Annotated in this window: 19 protein-coding genes and 1 pseudogene; 16 read left to right on the forward strand and 4 right to left on the reverse strand. The window is 60.3% G+C overall.

What is annotated here, in order from left to right; all coding sequences use genetic code 11:
- Nucleotides 1-46: 46 nt before the first annotated feature.
- A complete protein-coding gene (gene prmB / locus ACEN83_RS08140; RefSeq protein ID WP_495579952.1) occupies nucleotides 47-955 on the forward strand; it encodes a 50S ribosomal protein L3 N(5)-glutamine methyltransferase in 909 nt (302 codons plus the stop codon).
- A gap of 64 nt (nucleotides 956-1019) precedes the next feature.
- Here the strand turns inward: prmB and ACEN83_RS08145 are convergent, their stop codons facing one another.
- Entirely contained in the window at nucleotides 1020-1811 is a 792-nt protein-coding gene (locus ACEN83_RS08145; RefSeq protein WP_495579953.1) for a hypothetical protein, read from the reverse strand.
- Between the two features lie 95 nt (nucleotides 1812-1906).
- Nucleotides 1907-2905 (reverse strand): alpha/beta hydrolase, encoded by a 999-nt coding sequence (locus ACEN83_RS08150; RefSeq protein WP_429392668.1) that lies wholly within the window; start codon nucleotides 2903-2905, stop codon nucleotides 1907-1909.
- 83 nt (nucleotides 2906-2988) lie between these two features.
- Between ACEN83_RS08150 and aroC the strand changes: the two genes are divergently transcribed.
- The 5 genes and pseudogenes from aroC (at nucleotide 2989) to mtnC (ending at nucleotide 7138) form a co-directional block, all read left to right on the forward strand.
- Nucleotides 2989-4080, forward strand: a complete 1092-nt coding sequence (gene aroC / locus ACEN83_RS08155; RefSeq protein ID WP_007974902.1) for a chorismate synthase — start codon at nucleotides 2989-2991, stop codon at nucleotides 4078-4080.
- A gap of 29 nt (nucleotides 4081-4109) precedes the next feature.
- Nucleotides 4110-5261, forward strand: a pseudogene (locus tag ACEN83_RS08160) (MFS transporter).
- Nucleotides 5258-5884 (forward strand): methylthioribulose 1-phosphate dehydratase, encoded by a 627-nt coding sequence (locus ACEN83_RS08165; RefSeq protein ID WP_495579954.1) that lies wholly within the window; start codon nucleotides 5258-5260, stop codon nucleotides 5882-5884. Before ACEN83_RS08160 ends, ACEN83_RS08165 begins: the two are co-directional and overlap by 4 nt.
- A 20-nt stretch (nucleotides 5885-5904) precedes the next feature.
- Nucleotides 5905-6450, forward strand: coding sequence for a 1,2-dihydroxy-3-keto-5-methylthiopentene dioxygenase (locus ACEN83_RS08170; protein ID WP_104449805.1), 546 nt, complete (start codon nucleotides 5905-5907; stop codon nucleotides 6448-6450).
- A 4-nt stretch (nucleotides 6451-6454) separates the two neighbouring features.
- Complete coding sequence (gene mtnC / locus ACEN83_RS08175) at nucleotides 6455-7138, forward strand: acireductone synthase (RefSeq protein WP_495579955.1); 684 nt, start codon at nucleotides 6455-6457, stop codon at nucleotides 7136-7138.
- A 115-nt stretch (nucleotides 7139-7253) separates the two neighbouring features.
- Here the strand turns inward: mtnC and ACEN83_RS08180 are convergent, their stop codons facing one another.
- The gene (locus ACEN83_RS08180) at nucleotides 7254-7532 is read right to left on the reverse strand and encodes a DUF3509 domain-containing protein (RefSeq protein WP_116582378.1); all 279 of its coding nucleotides are present in this window, start codon (nucleotides 7530-7532) and stop codon (nucleotides 7254-7256) included.
- 366 nt (nucleotides 7533-7898) lie between these two features.
- On the opposite strand from ACEN83_RS08180, the gene ACEN83_RS08185 reads away from it, so the two are divergent.
- From ACEN83_RS08185 to ACEN83_RS08230, 10 genes are all read left to right on the forward strand, one after another.
- Nucleotides 7899-9737 (forward strand): long-chain-acyl-CoA synthetase, encoded by a 1839-nt coding sequence (locus ACEN83_RS08185; protein ID WP_495579956.1) that lies wholly within the window; start codon nucleotides 7899-7901, stop codon nucleotides 9735-9737.
- A 97-nt stretch (nucleotides 9738-9834) separates the two neighbouring features.
- Nucleotides 9835-10353 carry an ankyrin repeat domain-containing protein gene (locus ACEN83_RS08190; protein ID WP_007974888.1) on the forward strand — a complete coding sequence of 173 codons (519 nt, stop codon included), beginning with the start codon at nucleotides 9835-9837 and terminating at the stop codon, nucleotides 10351-10353.
- Between the two features lie 138 nt (nucleotides 10354-10491).
- The gene (locus ACEN83_RS08195) at nucleotides 10492-11022 is read left to right on the forward strand and encodes a hypothetical protein (protein WP_495579957.1); all 531 of its coding nucleotides are present in this window, start codon (nucleotides 10492-10494) and stop codon (nucleotides 11020-11022) included.
- Between the two features lie 83 nt (nucleotides 11023-11105).
- A complete protein-coding gene (locus ACEN83_RS08200; protein ID WP_116582382.1) occupies nucleotides 11106-11297 on the forward strand; it encodes a PLD nuclease N-terminal domain-containing protein in 192 nt (63 codons plus the stop codon).
- Between the two features lie 260 nt (nucleotides 11298-11557).
- Nucleotides 11558-12433, forward strand: coding sequence for a polyamine aminopropyltransferase (gene speE, locus ACEN83_RS08205; RefSeq protein WP_429392690.1), 876 nt, complete (start codon nucleotides 11558-11560; stop codon nucleotides 12431-12433).
- 162 nt (nucleotides 12434-12595) lie between these two features.
- Entirely contained in the window at nucleotides 12596-12829 is a 234-nt protein-coding gene (locus ACEN83_RS08210; protein ID WP_116582384.1) for a hypothetical protein, read from the forward strand.
- A 210-nt stretch (nucleotides 12830-13039) separates the two neighbouring features.
- On the forward strand, nucleotides 13040-13384 hold the full coding sequence (locus ACEN83_RS08215) for a ribonuclease E inhibitor RraB (RefSeq protein ID WP_007971898.1): 345 nt from the start codon (nucleotides 13040-13042) through the stop codon (nucleotides 13382-13384).
- A gap of 462 nt (nucleotides 13385-13846) precedes the next feature.
- Nucleotides 13847-15256 (forward strand): circularly permuted type 2 ATP-grasp protein, encoded by a 1410-nt coding sequence (locus tag ACEN83_RS08220; RefSeq protein WP_007971899.1) that lies wholly within the window; start codon nucleotides 13847-13849, stop codon nucleotides 15254-15256.
- A gap of 12 nt (nucleotides 15257-15268) precedes the next feature.
- Nucleotides 15269-16219: an alpha-E domain-containing protein gene (locus ACEN83_RS08225; protein WP_007971901.1), complete on the forward strand. Its 951-nt coding sequence runs from the start codon at nucleotides 15269-15271 to the stop codon at nucleotides 16217-16219.
- Nucleotides 16216-17025, forward strand: a complete 810-nt coding sequence (locus ACEN83_RS08230) for a transglutaminase family protein (RefSeq protein ID WP_116582385.1) — start codon at nucleotides 16216-16218, stop codon at nucleotides 17023-17025. Before ACEN83_RS08225 ends, ACEN83_RS08230 begins: the two co-directional genes overlap by 4 nt.
- A 114-nt stretch (nucleotides 17026-17139) precedes the next feature.
- On the opposite strand, the gene ACEN83_RS08235 is transcribed toward ACEN83_RS08230, so the two are convergent.
- Nucleotides 17140-17940 (reverse strand): c-type cytochrome, encoded by an 801-nt coding sequence (locus ACEN83_RS08235; protein ID WP_495580853.1) that lies wholly within the window; start codon nucleotides 17938-17940, stop codon nucleotides 17140-17142.
- Between the last annotated feature and the right edge of the window lie 24 nt (nucleotides 17941-17964).

Genomic DNA, 17964 nt, shown 5'->3' on the forward strand with positions numbered 1-17964 from the left:
GTTTGACTGGTAGAATCGCCCGTCGATTTTTCTGGAGTTTGCCGTCGTGATCACTTCCCGCCTTCGCACCCTGCGTGACCATATCCGTTGGGCCGTCAGCCGCTTTCATGGGGAGGATCTGTTTTTCGGCCATGGCACCGACAACGCCTGGGACGAAGCCCGTCAACTGGTGCTGGGCGCGCTGCACCTGCCGTGGGAAATCGCCGACAGCTACCTCGACTGCAATCTGGAAGAAGACGAAGTGGTCCACTTGCAGCTGCTGCTCAAGCGCCGCATCGAAGAGCGCGTACCGACCGCTTACCTGCTGGGCGAGGCGTGGTTCTGCGGCATGTCGTTCATCGTCGATGAGCGCGTGCTGATTCCGCGTTCGCCGATTGGCGAGCTGATCGAAAACCGTTTTACCCCGTGGCTGGCCAACGAGCCGGCGCGGATTCTCGACCTGTGCACCGGGTCCGGCTGCATCGGCATCGCCTGCGCCTACGAGTTCCAGAACGCCGAAGTGGTGCTGGCCGACCTGTCGTTCGAAGCGTTGGAAGTGGCCAACCAGAACATCGAGCGCCACGGTGTCGATGAGCGCGTGTACACGGTGCAGGGGGACGGTTTCGAGGGCCTGCCGGGACAACGTTTCGACCTGATCGTGTCGAACCCGCCCTACGTCGATGCGGAAGATTTCGCCGACATGCCGGACGAATACCAGCACGAACCGGAACTGGGCCTGGCCTGCGGCGATGACGGTTTGAACCTGGTGCGACGCATGCTTGCCGAAGCGGCGGATCATCTGACCGAGAAAGGCTTGCTGATTGTCGAAGTGGGCAACAGCCAGGTGCACGTCGAGGCGTTGTACCCGGAAGTCGACTTCGCCTGGCTGGAGTTCGAGCGCGGTGGTCACGGTGTGTTCATGCTGAGCGCGCAGCAGTGCCGGGAGCATCAGGCGTTGTTCGCTTCCCGCGTTTAGAAAGCAAAAGATCGCAGCCTGCGGCAGCTCCTACAGGGAATGCCGCAGGCTGCGATCTTTTGATTCAGCGGTGCGTGGCAATCCAGATCAACAACCCCGCCTGAAACACCGCAAACGCCACCAGGCACGTAATGGTGAAACGCAGCCCGGCGTCTTCGCGTTTGTATTTGCTGACCTTCTCTTCGTGTTTCTTGAGTTTGACTTCCTGCTCGGCCAGGTTCTGCTCGGCTTGCTGGAGCATCTGTGCCGCCTCGAGAATCTCCACGACCTGCAGTTTTTCGCTGTTCCAGTCCCCCGCGAGGTCGCCGACCTTGACTGCTTTGACGCTGCCTTTCAAATGCTGGGCATCGGCATACACCACGTCGAAACCGTGCATGCGCAAAAAATGATCCCGGCGCTGGCGGGTGTCTTCGTTGAGCGCTTCCTTGTTGTTCAGGTCGAAGCCGTCGACGGTGTAGGTGGGCCAGCGCTTCTTCGCCCAGTTGATGCCCTGGGCGATCATGAATCGTCCGATGCCGCGGTTCAGCGGTTCGACCTGCAATCCGCTTTCCGGTCCGAAATGCACGCGCTTTTCAGCGTGATCGACCCACACATCCAGATGATTCTGCTCCTTGCGCACGCGCTGGGCGGGCAGGGTGATGCTCATGCGCATCAGGCTGTGCGCCTTGTCGTTGCGCTCGGCATAGCCGAACTCGACAAAGCGCAATGGGCGCCCGCCTGTATTGCGGTCAGTCTGCAGCGGCGCCAGACGGAGCATCTTGTGGTGCTCGACGTGGACGTCCGCCCAGGGCAGCTCGACCGCTGGCGGTGCTTCTGTTTCAGCGGGGGTGTCGGTTGAAGTCTGGGTGTCAGTCATAACGGCGAGATCCTGTCCAAGCTCAGCTTGTCGCCAACCAATGTGTTGGCGACAAAGGCTTATCGGCCGTTTTTTTCAAGACTGGAGGGCAAACCTTAACTGGTGCGAAGTCCGTCAATAAACCCGAGGATTCGCGTGCCCAGTTCCGCCGCCAGGGGCAATTGCGGGTCCTTGTAGGAAGCCAGCTGACGTTTGACGTCGTTGGGCACGATGCGCATGACGTGGTTCATGCCCTCGATCAGTGCCAGTTCGGCGTCCGGTTTGGCGGCCTTGAGCAGCCTGGCGTCATTGACGCCGACCTGGATGTCGTTGCTGCCCTGGATGATCAGCGCTGGCATCTTCAATTGGCCAAACGCTGCAGCCGGGTCCTGGCGGAACAGGGAAATCAGGTACGGCTGCACGCTCGGACGGAAAATGGCCTGCAAGGGGGGCGGCACATTGTCGTCGGGCTTCCCGGCCTTGAGGCTGTCGAGCAACTGGTTACTGCGCAGCAACAACGGCGGTGGCAGGCGATTGCCCAGTTGCTGGCGGATCACCTGATCGACCGGTCGCGCGCTGCCCGAGACGGAAATCACCGCATCGGCGTCGATGGTTGGCGCGGCCAGGCTGGCGATCAAGGCGCCTTCGCTGTGTCCGAGCACGATCAGTTTGCCGAAACGCGGATCAGTCTTGAGCTTCTGGCCCCAGGCCTCGGCGTCGGAAACGTACGCGTCGACCGTCAGATTGCGTTCGTCAGGCGTCGCGGCCAGGCTTGCTGCCACACCGCGCTTGTCGTAACGCACGCTGGCGATGTTGTGTTTGGCCAGTACCCAGGCCAGGCGCTTGAGACTGTCGTTACGCCCGCCGTCAGGGTTGTTGCCGTCGCGATCCGTAGGGCCGGAGCCGGAAATGATCAGGACAACGGGGACCGGGTTGTCGGACTTGGGCAGCAGCAAAGAGCCGAAAAGCTCGCCGGTGCCGGTGTCCAACGTGATCGGCCGTTGCAGGACAGTCGCCTGGGCGAAGCCGGAAATCAGGGTAAGGCTCAAGGCTAGAACTCGCAGCATCATCACGCCATCATCAAGAAGATGCCGGTTGGACTCACAGGCACCCATAAGGTTCGAGGATGAACTACTTGGGTAGCCTGCGTATACTGGCGCGCATTACGTATTCAGGTTCATTTCACGGAGCGTCCTGCATGTCCGGCAATACCTACGGCAAGCTGTTCACTGTCACCACCGCGGGCGAAAGCCATGGCCCGGCGTTGGTCGCCATTGTCGATGGCTGTCCGCCGGGCCTGGAGATATCCCTGGAGGATCTGCAGCGTGACCTGGACCGCCGCAAGCCCGGCACCAGCCGCCACACCACCCAGCGCCAGGAAGCCGACGAAGTCGAAATCCTCTCTGGCGTGTTCGAAGGCCGCACCACGGGGTGCGCCATCGGCCTGTTGATCCGCAACACCGACCAGAAATCCAAGGACTACTCGGCGATCAAGGACCTGTTCCGCCCGGCCCACGCCGACTACACCTACCACCACAAGTACGGTGAGCGCGACTACCGTGGTGGCGGTCGCAGCTCGGCCCGCGAAACCGCGATGCGCGTCGCGGCCGGTGCGATTGCGAAAAAATACCTGGCCAGCCAGGGCATCGTGATTCGCGGCTACATGAGCCAGCTCGGGCCGATTGAAATCCCGTTCAAGACCTGGGAATCGGTCGAGCAGAACGCCTTCTTCAGCCCGGACCCGGACAAAGTGCCGGAACTGGAAGCCTACATGGACCAGTTGCGCCGCGACCAGGATTCGGTCGGCGCGAAAATCACCGTGGTGGCCGAAGGTGTGATGCCAGGTCTGGGCGAACCGATCTTCGACCGTCTCGATGCCGAACTGGCCCATGCGCTGATGAGCATCAACGCGGTCAAAGGCGTGGAAATCGGCGCCGGTTTCGCCAGCGTCGCCCAGCGCGGCACCGAGCATCGCGATGAAATGACTCCGGAAGGTTTCCTCAGCAACAACGCCGGCGGCATTCTCGGCGGTATTTCCTCCGGGCAGCCTATCGTTGCGCACCTGGCGCTGAAGCCGACGTCGAGCATCACCACGCCGGGCCGTTCCATCGACATCCACGGCAACCCGGTAGAAGTGATCACCAAGGGCCGTCACGACCCGTGCGTGGGTATCCGTGCCACGCCGATCGCCGAGGCGATGATGGCCATCGTGCTGATGGATCATCTGCTGCGTCACCGTGGGCAGAACGCCGATGTGCGTGTGAGCACGCCGGTGCTGGGTCAGCTGTAAATGGCTGACCTCCTGGTCGCAGCCGTCTGATGGCGACTGCGGCGCTCCCGTACTGGCGGCTCTCCAGTTTCTATCTGTTCTATTTCGCCTTGCTCGGTTCGACAGCGCCGTTTCTGGCGCTGTATTTCGATCACCTGGGATTCAGCGCCGCGCGCATCGGCGAGCTGGTGGCGATCCCGATGCTGATGCGCTGCGTGGCGCCGAACATCTGGGGCTGGCTGGGCGACTTCACGGGTCGGCGGCTGGCCATCGTGCGTTTTGGCGCGGTGTGCACGCTGCTGACCTTCTCGCTGATTTTCGTCAGCAAGACCTACGCCTGGCTGGCGATGGTCATGGCCTTGCATGCGTTCTTCTGGCACGCGGTGTTGCCGCAGTTCGAAGTCATCACCCTGGCGCACTTGCAGGGGCAGACCTCGCGCTACAGCCAGATTCGCCTGTGGGGATCGATCGGTTTCATCATCACCGTGGTCGCGCTGGGCCGGCTGTTCGAATAGCTGAGCCTCGACATCTACCCCGCGGCGCTGGTGCTGATCCTGGCCGGCATCGTGCTCAGCAGCCTGTGGGTGCCCAATGCCCAACCGACACCGGGCAACCGGGTGGCGGGGGACGGATTTCTCAAGCAACTGCGCAGCCCCGGTGTATTGGCGTTTTACGCCTGCGTGGCGCTGATGCAGATGAGCCATGGACCGTATTACACGTTTTTGACGCTGCACCTTGAGCGGCTGGGCTACAGCCGCGGTGTGATCGGCATGCTCTGGGCGGTCGGCGTGGTGGCCGAAGTTTTGATGTTCATGGCCATGAGCAGGATCCTCACGCGCTTCTCATTGCGTCGGGTACTGATGGCCAGTTTTCTGCTGGCGGCGCTGCGTTGGCTATTGCTGGGCTCGCTCGCGGAGTTTCTGTGGGTGCTGTTGTTTGCCCAGGTGTTGCACGCGGCGACGTTCGGCAGCTTTCACGCCGCTGCCATTTCATTCGTGCAACGTAGCTTCGGCGCACGCCAGCAAGGGCAGGGCCAGGCGTTGTACGCCGCCCTGGCCGGTACCGGCGGTGCATTGGGTGCGTTGTATTCCGGCTATAGCTGGAATGCCCTTGGCGCCGCATTGACCTTTAGTATTGCCAGCCTCGCAGCGCTCGCGGCTGCCGTTATCATTGCCACATGTATGCAAGAGGACAGGCCATGAGCCTTACCCGTGAACACCTCGCCCAGGAAATCATCGACGCCGGGCGTTTTCTCTATGGCCGCGGTTGGTCGCCGGCCACCAGCAGCAATTACTCGACCCGTCTGTCGCCGACCGAAGCCTTGCTGACCGTCTCCGGCAAGCACAAGGGCCAGTTGGGCATGGACGACGTGCTGGCCACTGACCTGTCAGGCAATAGCCTGGAACCTGGCAAGAAGCCGTCCGCCGAAACCCTGCTGCACACTCAGCTTTACAGCTGGCGGCCGGAGATCGGCGCGGTGCTGCACACCCATTCGGTGAATGCCACCGTGCTGTCACGCCTGACGTCGCAAGACTTCATCGAGTTCGAAGACTACGAACTGCAAAAAGCCTTCAGCGGTGTGACGACCCACGAGTCCCGGGTGCGTGTGCCGATTTTCGACAACGATCAGGACATTGCGCGCCTGGCCGCCAAGGTGCAGCCTTGGCTGGACGCCCATCCCGATTGTGTCGGCTACCTGATTCGCGGGCATGGCCTCTACACCTGGGGTGCGCGCATGAGCGATGCCCTGCGGCAGATCGAGGCCTTTGAATTTTTGTTCGAGTGCGAGTTGAAGATGCGCTCGCTCTTGAACGTTAAAGCATGAACCGTTAAGGAGTTGCCCTGATGAGCAGCCTGTCCGTTTATCACGTCTCCAGCCCTGAAATCCCCAACAAGGTGCTGACCCATTTCGAAGACATCGCCTCGACCCTGGCCGAACAAGGCGTACGCTTCGACCGTTGGCAAGCCGCCACCCGGCTTCAGCCGGGTGCCACTCAGGAAGAAGTGATTGCCGCCTATCAAGCGCAAATCGACCAACTGATGACCGAGCGCGGTTACATCACAGTCGATGTGATCAGCCTCAACAGCGATCACCCGCAAAAAGCCGAACTGCGCGCCAAGTTCCTCAACGAACACCGCCATGGCGAAGACGAAGTGCGATTTTTCGTTGCCGGCCGTGGCCTGTTTACCCTGCACATCGACGATTACGTCTACGCCGTGCTGTGCGAGAAAAACGATCTGATCTCGGTGCCGGCCGGTACCAAACACTGGTTCGACATGGGCGAGCATCCGCATTTCATTGCGATCCGCCTGTTCAACAACCCGGAAGGCTGGGTGGCCAATTTCACCGGTGAAGACATCGCCAGCCAATTCCCGCGTCTGGAGGACTGAGTCGATGCCGATCAAAGCGATTCTCACCGACATCGAAGGCACCACCAGCGCGGTGAGTTTTGTCTTCGACGTGCTGTTTCCCTATGCCGCCAAACACCTGCCGGCGTTTGTTCGAGAGCACGCCGGGCGCGCTGACGTGGCCGAACAACTGGCCGCCGTACGCCGCGAGAGCAATGAGCCGGACGCCGACGTCGAGCGGATCGTCGAGATCCTGTTGGGCTGGATTGCCGAAGACCGCAAGGCCACGCCGCTGAAAGCGTTGCAGGGCATGGTCTGGGAGCAGGGCTATCAGGCCGGGCAGTTGCAGGGCCACGTGTACCCGGACGCCGTTGAAGCGCTCAAGCGCTGGCATCAGGATGGCTTTCAACTGTTTGTTTATTCGTCCGGCTCTATCCAGGCCCAGCGGTTGATCTTCGGCTGTTCGGTGGCGGGCGACCTGACGCCGCTGTTCAGCGGCTACTTCGATACGACTTCGGGGCCGAAGCGCGAGGCGCAGTCCTACGTCAACATCACCCAGGCGATCAACCTCAAGGCGGGACAGATTCTGTTTCTGTCGGACATAGTCGAAGAACTCGACGCGGCGCGCTTGGCAGGAATTGCCACTTGCGGCCTGGCTCGCGAAGGCGGGGAGCTGGTGGGGCATATCACTGTGGACAGCTTTGCGCGGATAAACCCCGCTAATTTCTAAACGCCACAAAACCTGTGGGAGCGGGCTTGCTCGCGAAAGCGGAGTGTCAGTTAACATCAATGTTGAATGACACCCCGCTTTCGCGAGCAAGCCCGCTCCCACATTTTTTTACTTTTTACAGTGAGTGATAAGTCGGCAAGGCAAACCGTTGCTGGCTTTGCAGCAAGGAAATCTGCGGTAGCTCACTGGCTTGTTCGGCGAGGTCGCGGCGAATCGCGCTGATGACCCACGTCAGTTGGTCGCCGTTGTGCAATTGCTGGTAGGAAATCGAGCGTTTGAACACTTTGCCTTCGCCGCCGCTCAGGGTCAGCAGGATCCCGCCATCAGGACGGGCCTGGGTGGTGACCTTGTAGTTGGAGAACAGGGACGTAAATTTTTCCTGGATCAGGCTCATGTCGTTCAGCTCCGTGATGACTTGAATGGCGTGGAGAGAGCGTTGCAGCCTTTGTGCCAGTGTTTTTTGTTGACTAATATCAATAAAAATCAATCACTTACTGTTTTTTGAGATTTTTGCAGTCGTGCAATCTGCATGAATGGCCATCGTGCATCCTGCATTTTGCGAGGTCGCTCGGCGATTCGATGGAACCATTGCTCAAGGCAGGGCTCATGCTCGGCCATATCGATCACGGATCAAGATCACGGATCAAAATCGCAGATACAAAACATTTCAAAAACCGCGTGTACAGCTCAAGAACCCTTGACGTATTTTCGGCCTCAGACATCGCCGCCCGACAATAAAAAAACAGCGAACGGGAGCATCATGAGCCGCACGTCGAACGACACGATTACCTGGGGCATGATGCTCCGCAAGCTGCCTTCCATCGCCAAGGCCATCCCCCGGGTGGTCAAGGGCATGAAGGCCGCCAACGTCAAGGACCCGACCCAAGCGTGTGGTTTGGGCTGGAGTTTCGAGCAAGCCACATTGCGCAACCCGGACGGCCTGGCGCTGCTGCAGGACGACGTCACGCTCAGTTACTCCGAGGTCAACCAGTGGGCCAACCGCATCGCCCATCACCTGATCGGCCAAGGTATCGGCAAGGGTGACGTGGTGGCGGTCTTCATCGAGAACCGCCCGGAACTGCTGGTGACGATTCTGGCGGTGGCCAAGGTCGGCGCGATCAGTGCCTTGCTCAATACCTCGCAGACTCGCGACTCCCTGGTACACAGTGTGAATCTGGTGGCGCCGGTGGCGATCATTGTCGGTGAGGAACTGGTCCCGGCTTACCAGGCAATACGGGATCGGGTGTCGATCCAGCCTGCGCGAACCTGGTTCGTCGCCGATCAGGACACCTCTCGCCAACCGGGTATCGCGCCTGAAGGGTTCATCAACCTGATGACCGTCAGCCTCGACGACGCCTGCGACAATCCGGCCAGCAGCCGGCAGATTTTCTTCGACGATCCCTGCTTTTATATCTACACCTCGGGCACCACGGGGCTGCCCAAGGCCGGAGTGTTCAAGCATGGCCGCTGGATGCGCAGCTCCGCGAGCTTCGGCATGATCGCGCTGGACATGCGCCCGGAGGATGTCGTCTATTGCACCTTGCCGCTGTACCACGCCACCGGCCTTTGCGTGTGCTGGGGCTCGGCCGTCAGCGGTGCCAGCGGGTTCGCCATCCGCCGCAAATTCAGCGCCAGTCAATTCTGGAGCGACGTACGCAAATACCAGGCAACCACCATCGGTTATGTCGGCGAACTGTGCCGCTACCTGGTCGATCAACCACCGAGCGCCAACGACAGCCGGCACGATGTGAAGAAGATGATCGGCAACGGCCTGCGTCCCGGCGCCTGGAACGAGTTCAAGACCCGCTTTGCGGTGAATCACATTTGCGAACTCTATGCCGCCAGCGACGGCAACATCGGGTTCACCAACATTCTGAATTTCGACAACACCATCGGTTTTTCCCTGATGTCCTGGGAACTGGTCGCCTATGACCACGACAGCGGCGCGCCGATTCGTGAAGCCAATGGCTTGATGCGCAAGGTCGCCAAGGGCGAGCAAGGGCTGTTGCTGGCAAAAATCGACGACAAGGCTCCGCTGGACGGCTACACCGACCCGCAGAAAACCGCCAAGGTCGTGCTCGAGGATGTGTTCGAAAAGGGTGACCGCTACTTCAACACCGGCGACCTGTTGCGCAACATCGGCTTTGGTCATGCGCAGTTTGTCGACCGCCTGGGCGACACCTACCGCTGGAAGGGCGAAAACGTCTCGACCACGGAGGTCGAGAACATCCTCCTGCAACACCCGCATATTTCCGAAGCCGTGGCCTACGGCGTGGAAATCCGCAACACCAATGGCCGGGCCGGGATGGCAGCGATCACGCCCGCCGAATCCCTGGCCACCCTGGACTTCAGCGAATTGCTGGCCTTTGCCCGCGAGCAAATGCCGGCCTATGCGGTGCCGTTATTCCTGCGGGTGAAAGTGAAAATGGAAACCACCGGGACTTTCAAGTATCAGAAGACCCGGCTCAAGGACGAAGCCTTCGACCCGGGTAGGACCGGTGATGATCCGATCTATGCCTGGCTGCCGGGAACCCAGACTTACGTGCAAGTCACGGAGCAATTGTTGTCCGACATTCACGGCGGCAAGTACCGCTATTGAATCTGGCTATGGCCGCCCATGAGAAAAAACAAGTGACAGTGCCGGGACCGCTCGGGAAACTGTCGGCTTTTACGAATGACAGAAAAGGGAGTGCCCAATGTCAGACAAAAGCCGCCAGATGACCCCCGAAGAAGCCGCCGAATTTGCCGAACAGGTATTCAACAAGGCACGGGAGGGCGATGCGGCGATGATGGCCGCGCTGCTGACCAAGGGTTTGCCGCCGAACCTGCGTAACCACAAGGGCGATACCTTGCTGATGCTGGCCGCGTACCACGGTCATGTGGACACGGTAAAGGTCCTGCTGGAGCACAAGGCCGACCCGGAGATCCGCAACGACAACGGCCAGAGCCCGATTGCCGGCGCCGCCTTCAAGGGCGACCTGGCGGTGATCAAGGCCCTGGTCGAGGGCGGCGCGCAGGTTGAAGGCTCGTCCTTCGACGGCCGCACGGCGCTGATGATGGCGGCGATGTTCAACCGCGTCGAAGTGGTCGACTACCTGATCAGCAAGGGGGCCGACCCGCAGGCCAAGGACGCCAATGGCATCACCGCGTTGGAGGCTGCCAGGACCATGGGGGCTGCCGATACGGTGGCGCAGTTGCAGAAACTGGTTGGCTGATTGTTTTAAAAGATCGCAGCCTTCGGCAGCTCCTACAGGTCTGCGCGATTGATGGCTGCGATCTTTTTTGGGCATTCGAATCTATCCTTGCGGTATCCTTCGCGCCCTCAAAATTCACCTCGCTACAGGATCCTCCCCATGAAAGCCGCACTCGTCGAACTCATCAGCAAAATCAGCTCCGGGTGCATGGGCGAAGACGAAATCCTCAAGATCGCCGAGGAAGCGGCTCAGGCCTACGCCGATCCGCAGGCTTTTCTGAGCGCCAATCCGGACATCAACTACGACGAAACCTTCCCGATCCCGTTGGGTGAGTGGGTGGTGGTCGGCAGCCTGCCGGAAACGGTGCTGTTCCAGGCTGACACCTACATGGATCTGTTCGCGCAGATCGTCGCCTCGTTCGGCCCGGGCGTGGAGTTCAATCTCAAGCCCAAGCAACTGGCCAAGACCGAAGCCTTGACCGCGCTCAACCGCATCCAGGTGCAAATGAGCAGCCTGAACAAGGAAAACGGGGGCTACACGCTGATGAACTTCAGCCAGTTGCTCGATGACGAATTGCAGGTAGTGCTGGTGTACGGCAATGACGTGCCCCGCGTGCTGGAGTTGTGTGCAGAAGCGGGCATCGCAGCCGCGCCCGCCCTGGAAGCCCTGAAAGTGGCAATCCACGTCTGATAGCCAAATACTGTCAAATCAAAGGGAACCCTCGCGACGACCGTCTATCCTAAGAGGGCAAATCACTCTTCAGGAGCGTCACCATGGGTTCCACGTTCAACAGCCTGGTTGCCTTGATCATTTTTGTCCTGGACATCTGGGCGATCATCAACGTATTCAAAAGCAGCGCCGAGACCGGGATGAAAGTCCTCTGGGTACTGTTGATCGCCCTGTTGCCGGTGCTGGGGCTGATCATCTGGGCCATCGCCGGACCGCGGGGCAATGTCAAAATCTGACCGAATCCCCAAAAGCTACACCGACCCTGTGGGAGCGGGCTTGCCCGCGATGATATCGCCGCGGTGTCTCTGACATACCGCAGCGTCTGCATCGCGGGCAAGCCCGCTCCCACAAGGATTGAGGCGAACTGATCAAGAGGTTCGACCTGTCATGTTCCGCGACGTAGAATGCGCGCCTTTCCCGGTCATTCGAGACGAACGAATGGCCATCATGGGCGGGTAACCGTCCGTTGCCACCCGCATTCATCGGAGCACTTCCCATGAGCAACACCCCGACCAGCGATTACCTGGAAACCCTCTACGAAGGCTACGGCCAGCGTTTTCGCATGGAAAAACTGCTGCACGAAGTGCGCACCGAACACCAGCACCTGGTGATCTTCGAGAACCCGCGCATGGGCCGCGTCATGGCGCTGGACGGCGTGATCCAGACCACCGAAGCCGACGAATTCATCTACCACGAAATGCTGACCCACGTGCCGATCCTCGCCCATGGCACCGCCAAGCGCGTGCTGATCATCGGCGGTGGCGACGGCGGCATGTTGCGTGAAGTGGCCAAGCACCGCAGTGTCGAGCACATCACCATGGTCGAGATCGACGGCACCGTGGTCGACATGTGCAAGGAGTTCCTGCCGAATCACTCCAAGGGTGCATTCGATGATCCACGCCTGAACCTGGTGATCGACGACGGCATGCGTTTCGTCGCCACCACCACTGAAAAGTTCGACGTGATCATTTCCGACTCCACGGACCCGATCGGGCCTGGCGAAGTGCTGTTCTCGGAAAACTTTTACCAGGCTTGCCACCGCTGCCTGAACGAAGGCGGCATCCTGGTGACCCAGAACGGCACGCCGTTCATGCAGATCGAAGAAGTGAAGACGACCGCCGGTCGCCTGCGCAGTCTGTTCCCGGACTGGCACTTCTACCAGGCCGCCGTGCCGACCTACATCGGCGGCTCGATGACCTTCGCCTGGGGCGCAACCGATACCGCTTATCGCAAGTTGTCTCGCGAAACCCTGCAACAGCGTTTCACGGGCAGCGGCATCGTCACGCGCTACTACAATCCTGAAATCCACATCGGCGCGTTCGCCCTGCCGCAATACGTGTTGCAGGCTGTGAACAAGCCAAGCAACGACTAAAACGCTGCCCTGTAGGAGCTGCCGCAGGCTGCGATCTTTTGATCTGGCTTTTTAAAAGATCGCAGCCTGCGGCAGCTCCTACGCAATACGTTTGAACGATCACCCGGTGTCAAAGTCCAGATATGTGTAAGCCCATCCATGGGTTTTATCGAGGAGGCATCAATGCAAAAGTGGAAAATCACTTTCGTGGATGATCATGGCGAAACCGTCGACGAGGTCTTCGAGTGGGCCGAGCGCCCGGACAACGAGCGCGCTGCCAAGCTCATCAAGGCCCGGCTTCTTCCTGTCGCTGCCGAACTGGATCTGAACGATCTGGAAGGGCGGACCGCCGATGCGAGCGTCAAAGAGCTCAAGTCCCAGAACAGCATTCAAATCCTCGGCATTACTCCAATCTGAACGGCACCTGTCGCATTCGCATCCAGGCCTTGGCAGAGGCTCTATCTTGAGGCTACTCTGCAAGCGAGATCAGCGAATGAATCGCTAAGGTCTGGTCTTGTCAGCTCCATGCTTGTTTCCCGCCGGCACATCGGTTGCCGTCGCTCGCGCTGTTCGGTTGCGGGTGAGGGAGTACGGAAAGTCTATCCATCGTTTTGAGGAGGACGTTTCATGAGCACAGCCTATCAAGAAGACATCAGCAGCAGTGTGTTGCGCCGCATGAAAGAAGGCGGTTTTGACTTTTCGCGGTTTCATCCCATCGAGTTCTACGCCATTTTCCCGGATGAGGAGCGGGCACGCAGGGCGGCAGGTCATTTCCACCGTGGTGAATCCCTGGATGCGCAAGTCAGTGTGCGCGACGACGGCGCCTGGGCGCTGGAGTTGTGCAAAGTCATGTATGCCACCTACGACGACATCGGCGACTTCGAACAGGGTTTCGAAGCGGTAGTCGAGCCGTTGGGCGGCATCATCGAAGGCTGGGGTGTGAAACAGGAGGTACGAGGGCGACTCGCATAAGCTTATGAACAGTGACAACCGGCAATGACGGCTGACCTTCGGGTTGGCCGTTTTCGTTTCGGGATGTTGAAGATCAAAAGATCGCAGCCTGCGGCAGCTCCTACGAGGTGTGTGCGATCCCTGTGTAGGAGCTGCCGAAGGCTGCGATCTTTTGATCTTGTTTCAACAAGGCAAAAAAAAACCACCTGAGCAGGCGGCTAAAAGGGAAGTTCGGTGGGCTTTTCAGCGAATGCCTGGATTATCCGCACCCGTTACCGGGCAGTGAAATCATCTCTGGCTATGCTGGTGATAGGCGATAACCACGCCTTGCAATGAAGCGGGGGCGATCAGATTGGAGCAATTGCCGCACAGGAATGGTGCGGTACTTGCGCATTGATTATCCAACTGATTGATATCAAAGCGTTTATGCCGCTGGCACGGGCCTTGCGAAGGTCTGGACGTCCGAGTGACAAGGAGTACGGCATGATCCGCACCTATTTTGATGAGATGTACGATGCCGGCGGCCAGGTCCGCCCGCATTATCGGGAGTTTGCCCGTTGGCTGGCCGAGACGCCTGACGAGCTTCTGGCACAACGGCGACGCGAGGCCGATCTGCTGTTTCATCGCGCCGGGATTACCTTCACGCTCTACGGGGACGAGCAGGGCACAGAGCGCCTGATCCCCTTCGACACCATCCCCCGCAGCATCCCCGCCAGTGAATGGCGGGTCGTCGAGCGCGGCTGCATCCAGCGGGTCAAGGCGTTGAACATGTTCCTCGCCGACCTGTATCACGAGCAACGCATCATCAAGGCCGGCATCATTCCGGCCGAGCAGGTGCTGGCCAACGAGCAGTACCAGTTGGCGATGCAGGGGCTGGATCTGCACCGCGATATCTACTCGCACATCTCCGGCGTCGACCTGGTGCGCGACGGTGACGGCACCTACTACGTGCTCGAAGACAATCTGCGCACACCGAGCGGCGTCAGCTACATGCTCGAAGACCGCAAGATGATGATGCGCCTGTTCCCCGAACTGTTCGCGGCGCAACGCATCGCGCCCATCGACCACTACCCGAACCTGTTGCTCGATACCCTGAAAAGCTCAAGCCCCATCGATAACCCCAGCGTGGTCGTGCTGACCCCCGGGCGCTTCAACAGCGCGTTCTTCGAGCATGCGTTTCTGGCGCGGGAAATGGGTGTGGAACTGGTGGAAGGTGCGGACCTGTTCGTGCGAGACGACAAGGTCTTCATGCGCACCACCGACGGGCCGAAAGCGGTCGACGTGATCTATCGTCGCCTCGACGACGCCTTCCTCGATCCGCTGGCCTTCAACCCGGAGTCGATGCTTGGCGTGCCGGGGCTGCTGTCGTCCTACCGTTCCGGCAACGTGGTGTTGGCCAATGCCATCGGCACGGGGGTGGCGGACGACAAATCGGTGTATCCGTTCGTGACCGACATGATCCGTTTCTACCTCGATGAAGAACCGATCCTGAAGAACGTGCCGACCTGGCAGTGCCGTAATCCGTCTGAACTTTCCCACGTGCTGGCCAATCTTCCAGAACTGGTGGTCAAGGAAACCCAGGGCTCCGGCGGTTACGGAATGCTGGTGGGGCCGGCGGCGACGGCGGCGGAAATCGAAGCCTTCCGTGCGCGGATCATCGCCAAGCCCCACGCCTATATCGCACAACCCACGCTGTCGCTGTCGACCTGTCCGACCTTTGTCGAAAACGGTATCGCGCCACGCCACATCGACTTGCGGCCGTTTGTCCTGTCGGGTCGTGAGACCCGGGTGGTGCCCGGCGGCTTGACCCGTGTCGCCCTGCGCGAAGGCTCCCTGGTGGTCAACTCTTCCCAGGGTGGCGGAACCAAGGACACCTGGGTGGTCGAGGATTAAAGGAAGCCTGCCATGTTAAGTAGAACTGCCTCGGATTTGTATTGGATGTCGCGTTACCTGGAGCGGGCGGAAAACCTCGCACGGATGCTCGACATCAGCTATTCGCTGTCGCTGATGCCGCAAGACGGCCGTGGCGACGGTCTGCACGAACTGGCCATGCCGCTGTTGATCACCGGCACTCTGGACGATTACCTGGAACGCCATGGCGAACTGCATGCCGAACGGCTGTTGCATTTTTTCGCCCTGGATGCGGCCAACCCGGCGAGCATCTACAGCTGCCTCGGTGCCGCACGGGCAAGCGCCCATGCGGTGCGTGGGCGCATCACCGCCGACATGTGGGAAAACATCAACGCCACCTGGCTGGAAATTCGCGGAATCGCCGAGCAGGGCCTCAGTCGCTACGGCATGAGCCGTTTCTGCGAGTGGATCAAGGAACGTTCCCACCTGTTCCGGGGCGCGTCCTACGGCACCATCATGCGTAACGATGCGTTTCGCTTCATTCGTCTGGGGACCTTCATCGAACGGGCGGACAACACCTTGCGCCTGCTCGATGCCCGCTACGAGATGGCTGGCGACCAGGCCGAAGCGGTCAGCGATGGCACCGCTCACGCGTATTACCAGTGGAGCGCGTTGTTGCGGGCGTTGTCGTCGTTCGAGGCCTACACGGAAATCTACCGTGACGCCCCTGGCGCCCGACATGTCGCCGAATTGCTGTTGCTGCGCGCCGATGTACCGCGTTCCCTGCGCGCCTGCACCGAAGAAATCGACCAGATCCTCGCGCAATTGCCGGGGGCCAACGGTCGTCCGGCACAGCGCCTGGCGGCAGAAATGGACGCACGCCTGCGCTACACCGGCATCCATGAAATTCTCGAAGAAGGCCTGCACGCCTGGCTGACCGAGTTCATCCCGCTGGTGCGCCAGTTGGGTAACGCGATTCACAGTTCTTATCTGGAGGCCGCATGAGACTTTCCATTAGCCACGAGACCACCTATCACTACGAAGACAAGGTGCGGGCGAGCATCCAGTACCTGCGGCTGACGCCCCACGACAGCGAGCGCCAGCACGTGCTCAGCTGGCAGCTCGACCTGCCGCGTCCGGTGCGGGCGCAACTCGATCCGTTCGGCAACATCCTGCATGTGCTGACCATGGACGAGCCCCACGAGGCGATCATCATCGGTGCCCGCGGCCAGGTCGATATCGATGAATGGCGTGAAGCCGAGCACGAAAGCCAGTCGGCATTGCCGTTCCTGCGCTTCACCCGTTTGACCGAAGCCGACGCCGCCCTGCGTGCGTTCGCCGAGAAGCAATGCAAGCAACGCCGCGATCGCACGGCGTTGATCGATCTGATGCATGGCCTCAACCAGCATATGACCTACACGCCGGGTTCCACGGAAGTGGACACCAGTGCGGCCCAGGCCTTTGCCGGACGCTCTGGCGTCTGTCAGGACCATACCCATGCATTTCTTGCCTGCACCCGCAGCCTGGGCATTCCTGCACGTTATGTGTCGGGCTATCTGTATAGCGAAAGCAGCGAACACCTGGCCAGCCACGCCTGGGCTGAAGCCTGGCTGGATGACGCCTGGTACAGCTTCGACGTGACCAACGAACTGGCCCGGCCGGAGCGTCACCTGAAACTGGCGGTGGGCCTGGATTACCTGGATGCCTGCCCGGTACGCGGGATGCGCCGGGGCGGCGGGTGTGAGCAGATGCACGCGAAGGTGCTGGTCTCACCGACGCCCGCGCCGGTGATTTCTGTGCAACAACAGTAATACCGCGGATCGCCCGTTGTAGGAGCTGCCGAAGGCTGCGATCTTTTGACGTTGTCTTTTTAAAAGCAAAATCAAAAGATCGCAGCCTTCGGCAGCTCCTACAGTGCGTGCGAGTCAGGGCTTGATCTTGCGCCCGACCATATGCTGCAAATACCCCACCAGCATCCCCAGATCCCCATCCGGCAACACCTCGGCCGAGAACCCGGGCATCTTCGCCTGTGGCCACTGGCGCAAGCTCTGTGGATCGCGAATGTAGCGCTTGAGGAAGTCCGCGCCGAAATACTCGGTCGGGCTGTATGGAATATTCAGGTCCGGCCCGAACTGCGCATCCCCGGCGCCATTGAGTCGATGGCACGCCAGGCAGTTCTTCTGGAACAACGCAAAACCCTTGTTCACCGGATCATCGGCCTTCAGGGACGGATCGGGCAGCAGGGCAGGGAAACGCTCGGCCACGGGTGCCAGGCGCTTGATGCTCGCGACCTGAAACGGCCATTGCTCGGGGCTGATGTTGCCGGCCTGCGGATCGGTCCAGACCAGATAGAACGGCCCGGCACCCGGCTTGCCTTCCGCTAGCGCCGGCCACGGTTTGGCCGGGTCTTCAATTGCCAGCCAGGCCCGTGCCCCTTGGGTATTGAGCAACGGCGCGGCGGCCATCTCGGCGGCAAAGCCATCCAGGGCCACGGCTTGCAGGTGGTCGTCAGGCTTGATGCCGGTCAGCAGGGCGGACAGAGGCACGGCGCGGTAGCTCATGTCCCTTTTGTAGGAAACGTCGTTGCTGATGTTGAGGGTTTGCACCTGGGGATGCTTGAGCAATTCCTCCGTCTGCCAGGTGCGACTGTTCGCGCCCAGCTCCAGATTCAGCTGTGCGGCATAAAGGGGCGAGCCGAACAGCAGGGCCCCGAGCAGAATGAGCATTTTCAAAGTGATTGCCGTCCTTGT

Source organism: Pseudomonas sp. Pseusp49 (genome assembly GCF_059491875.1).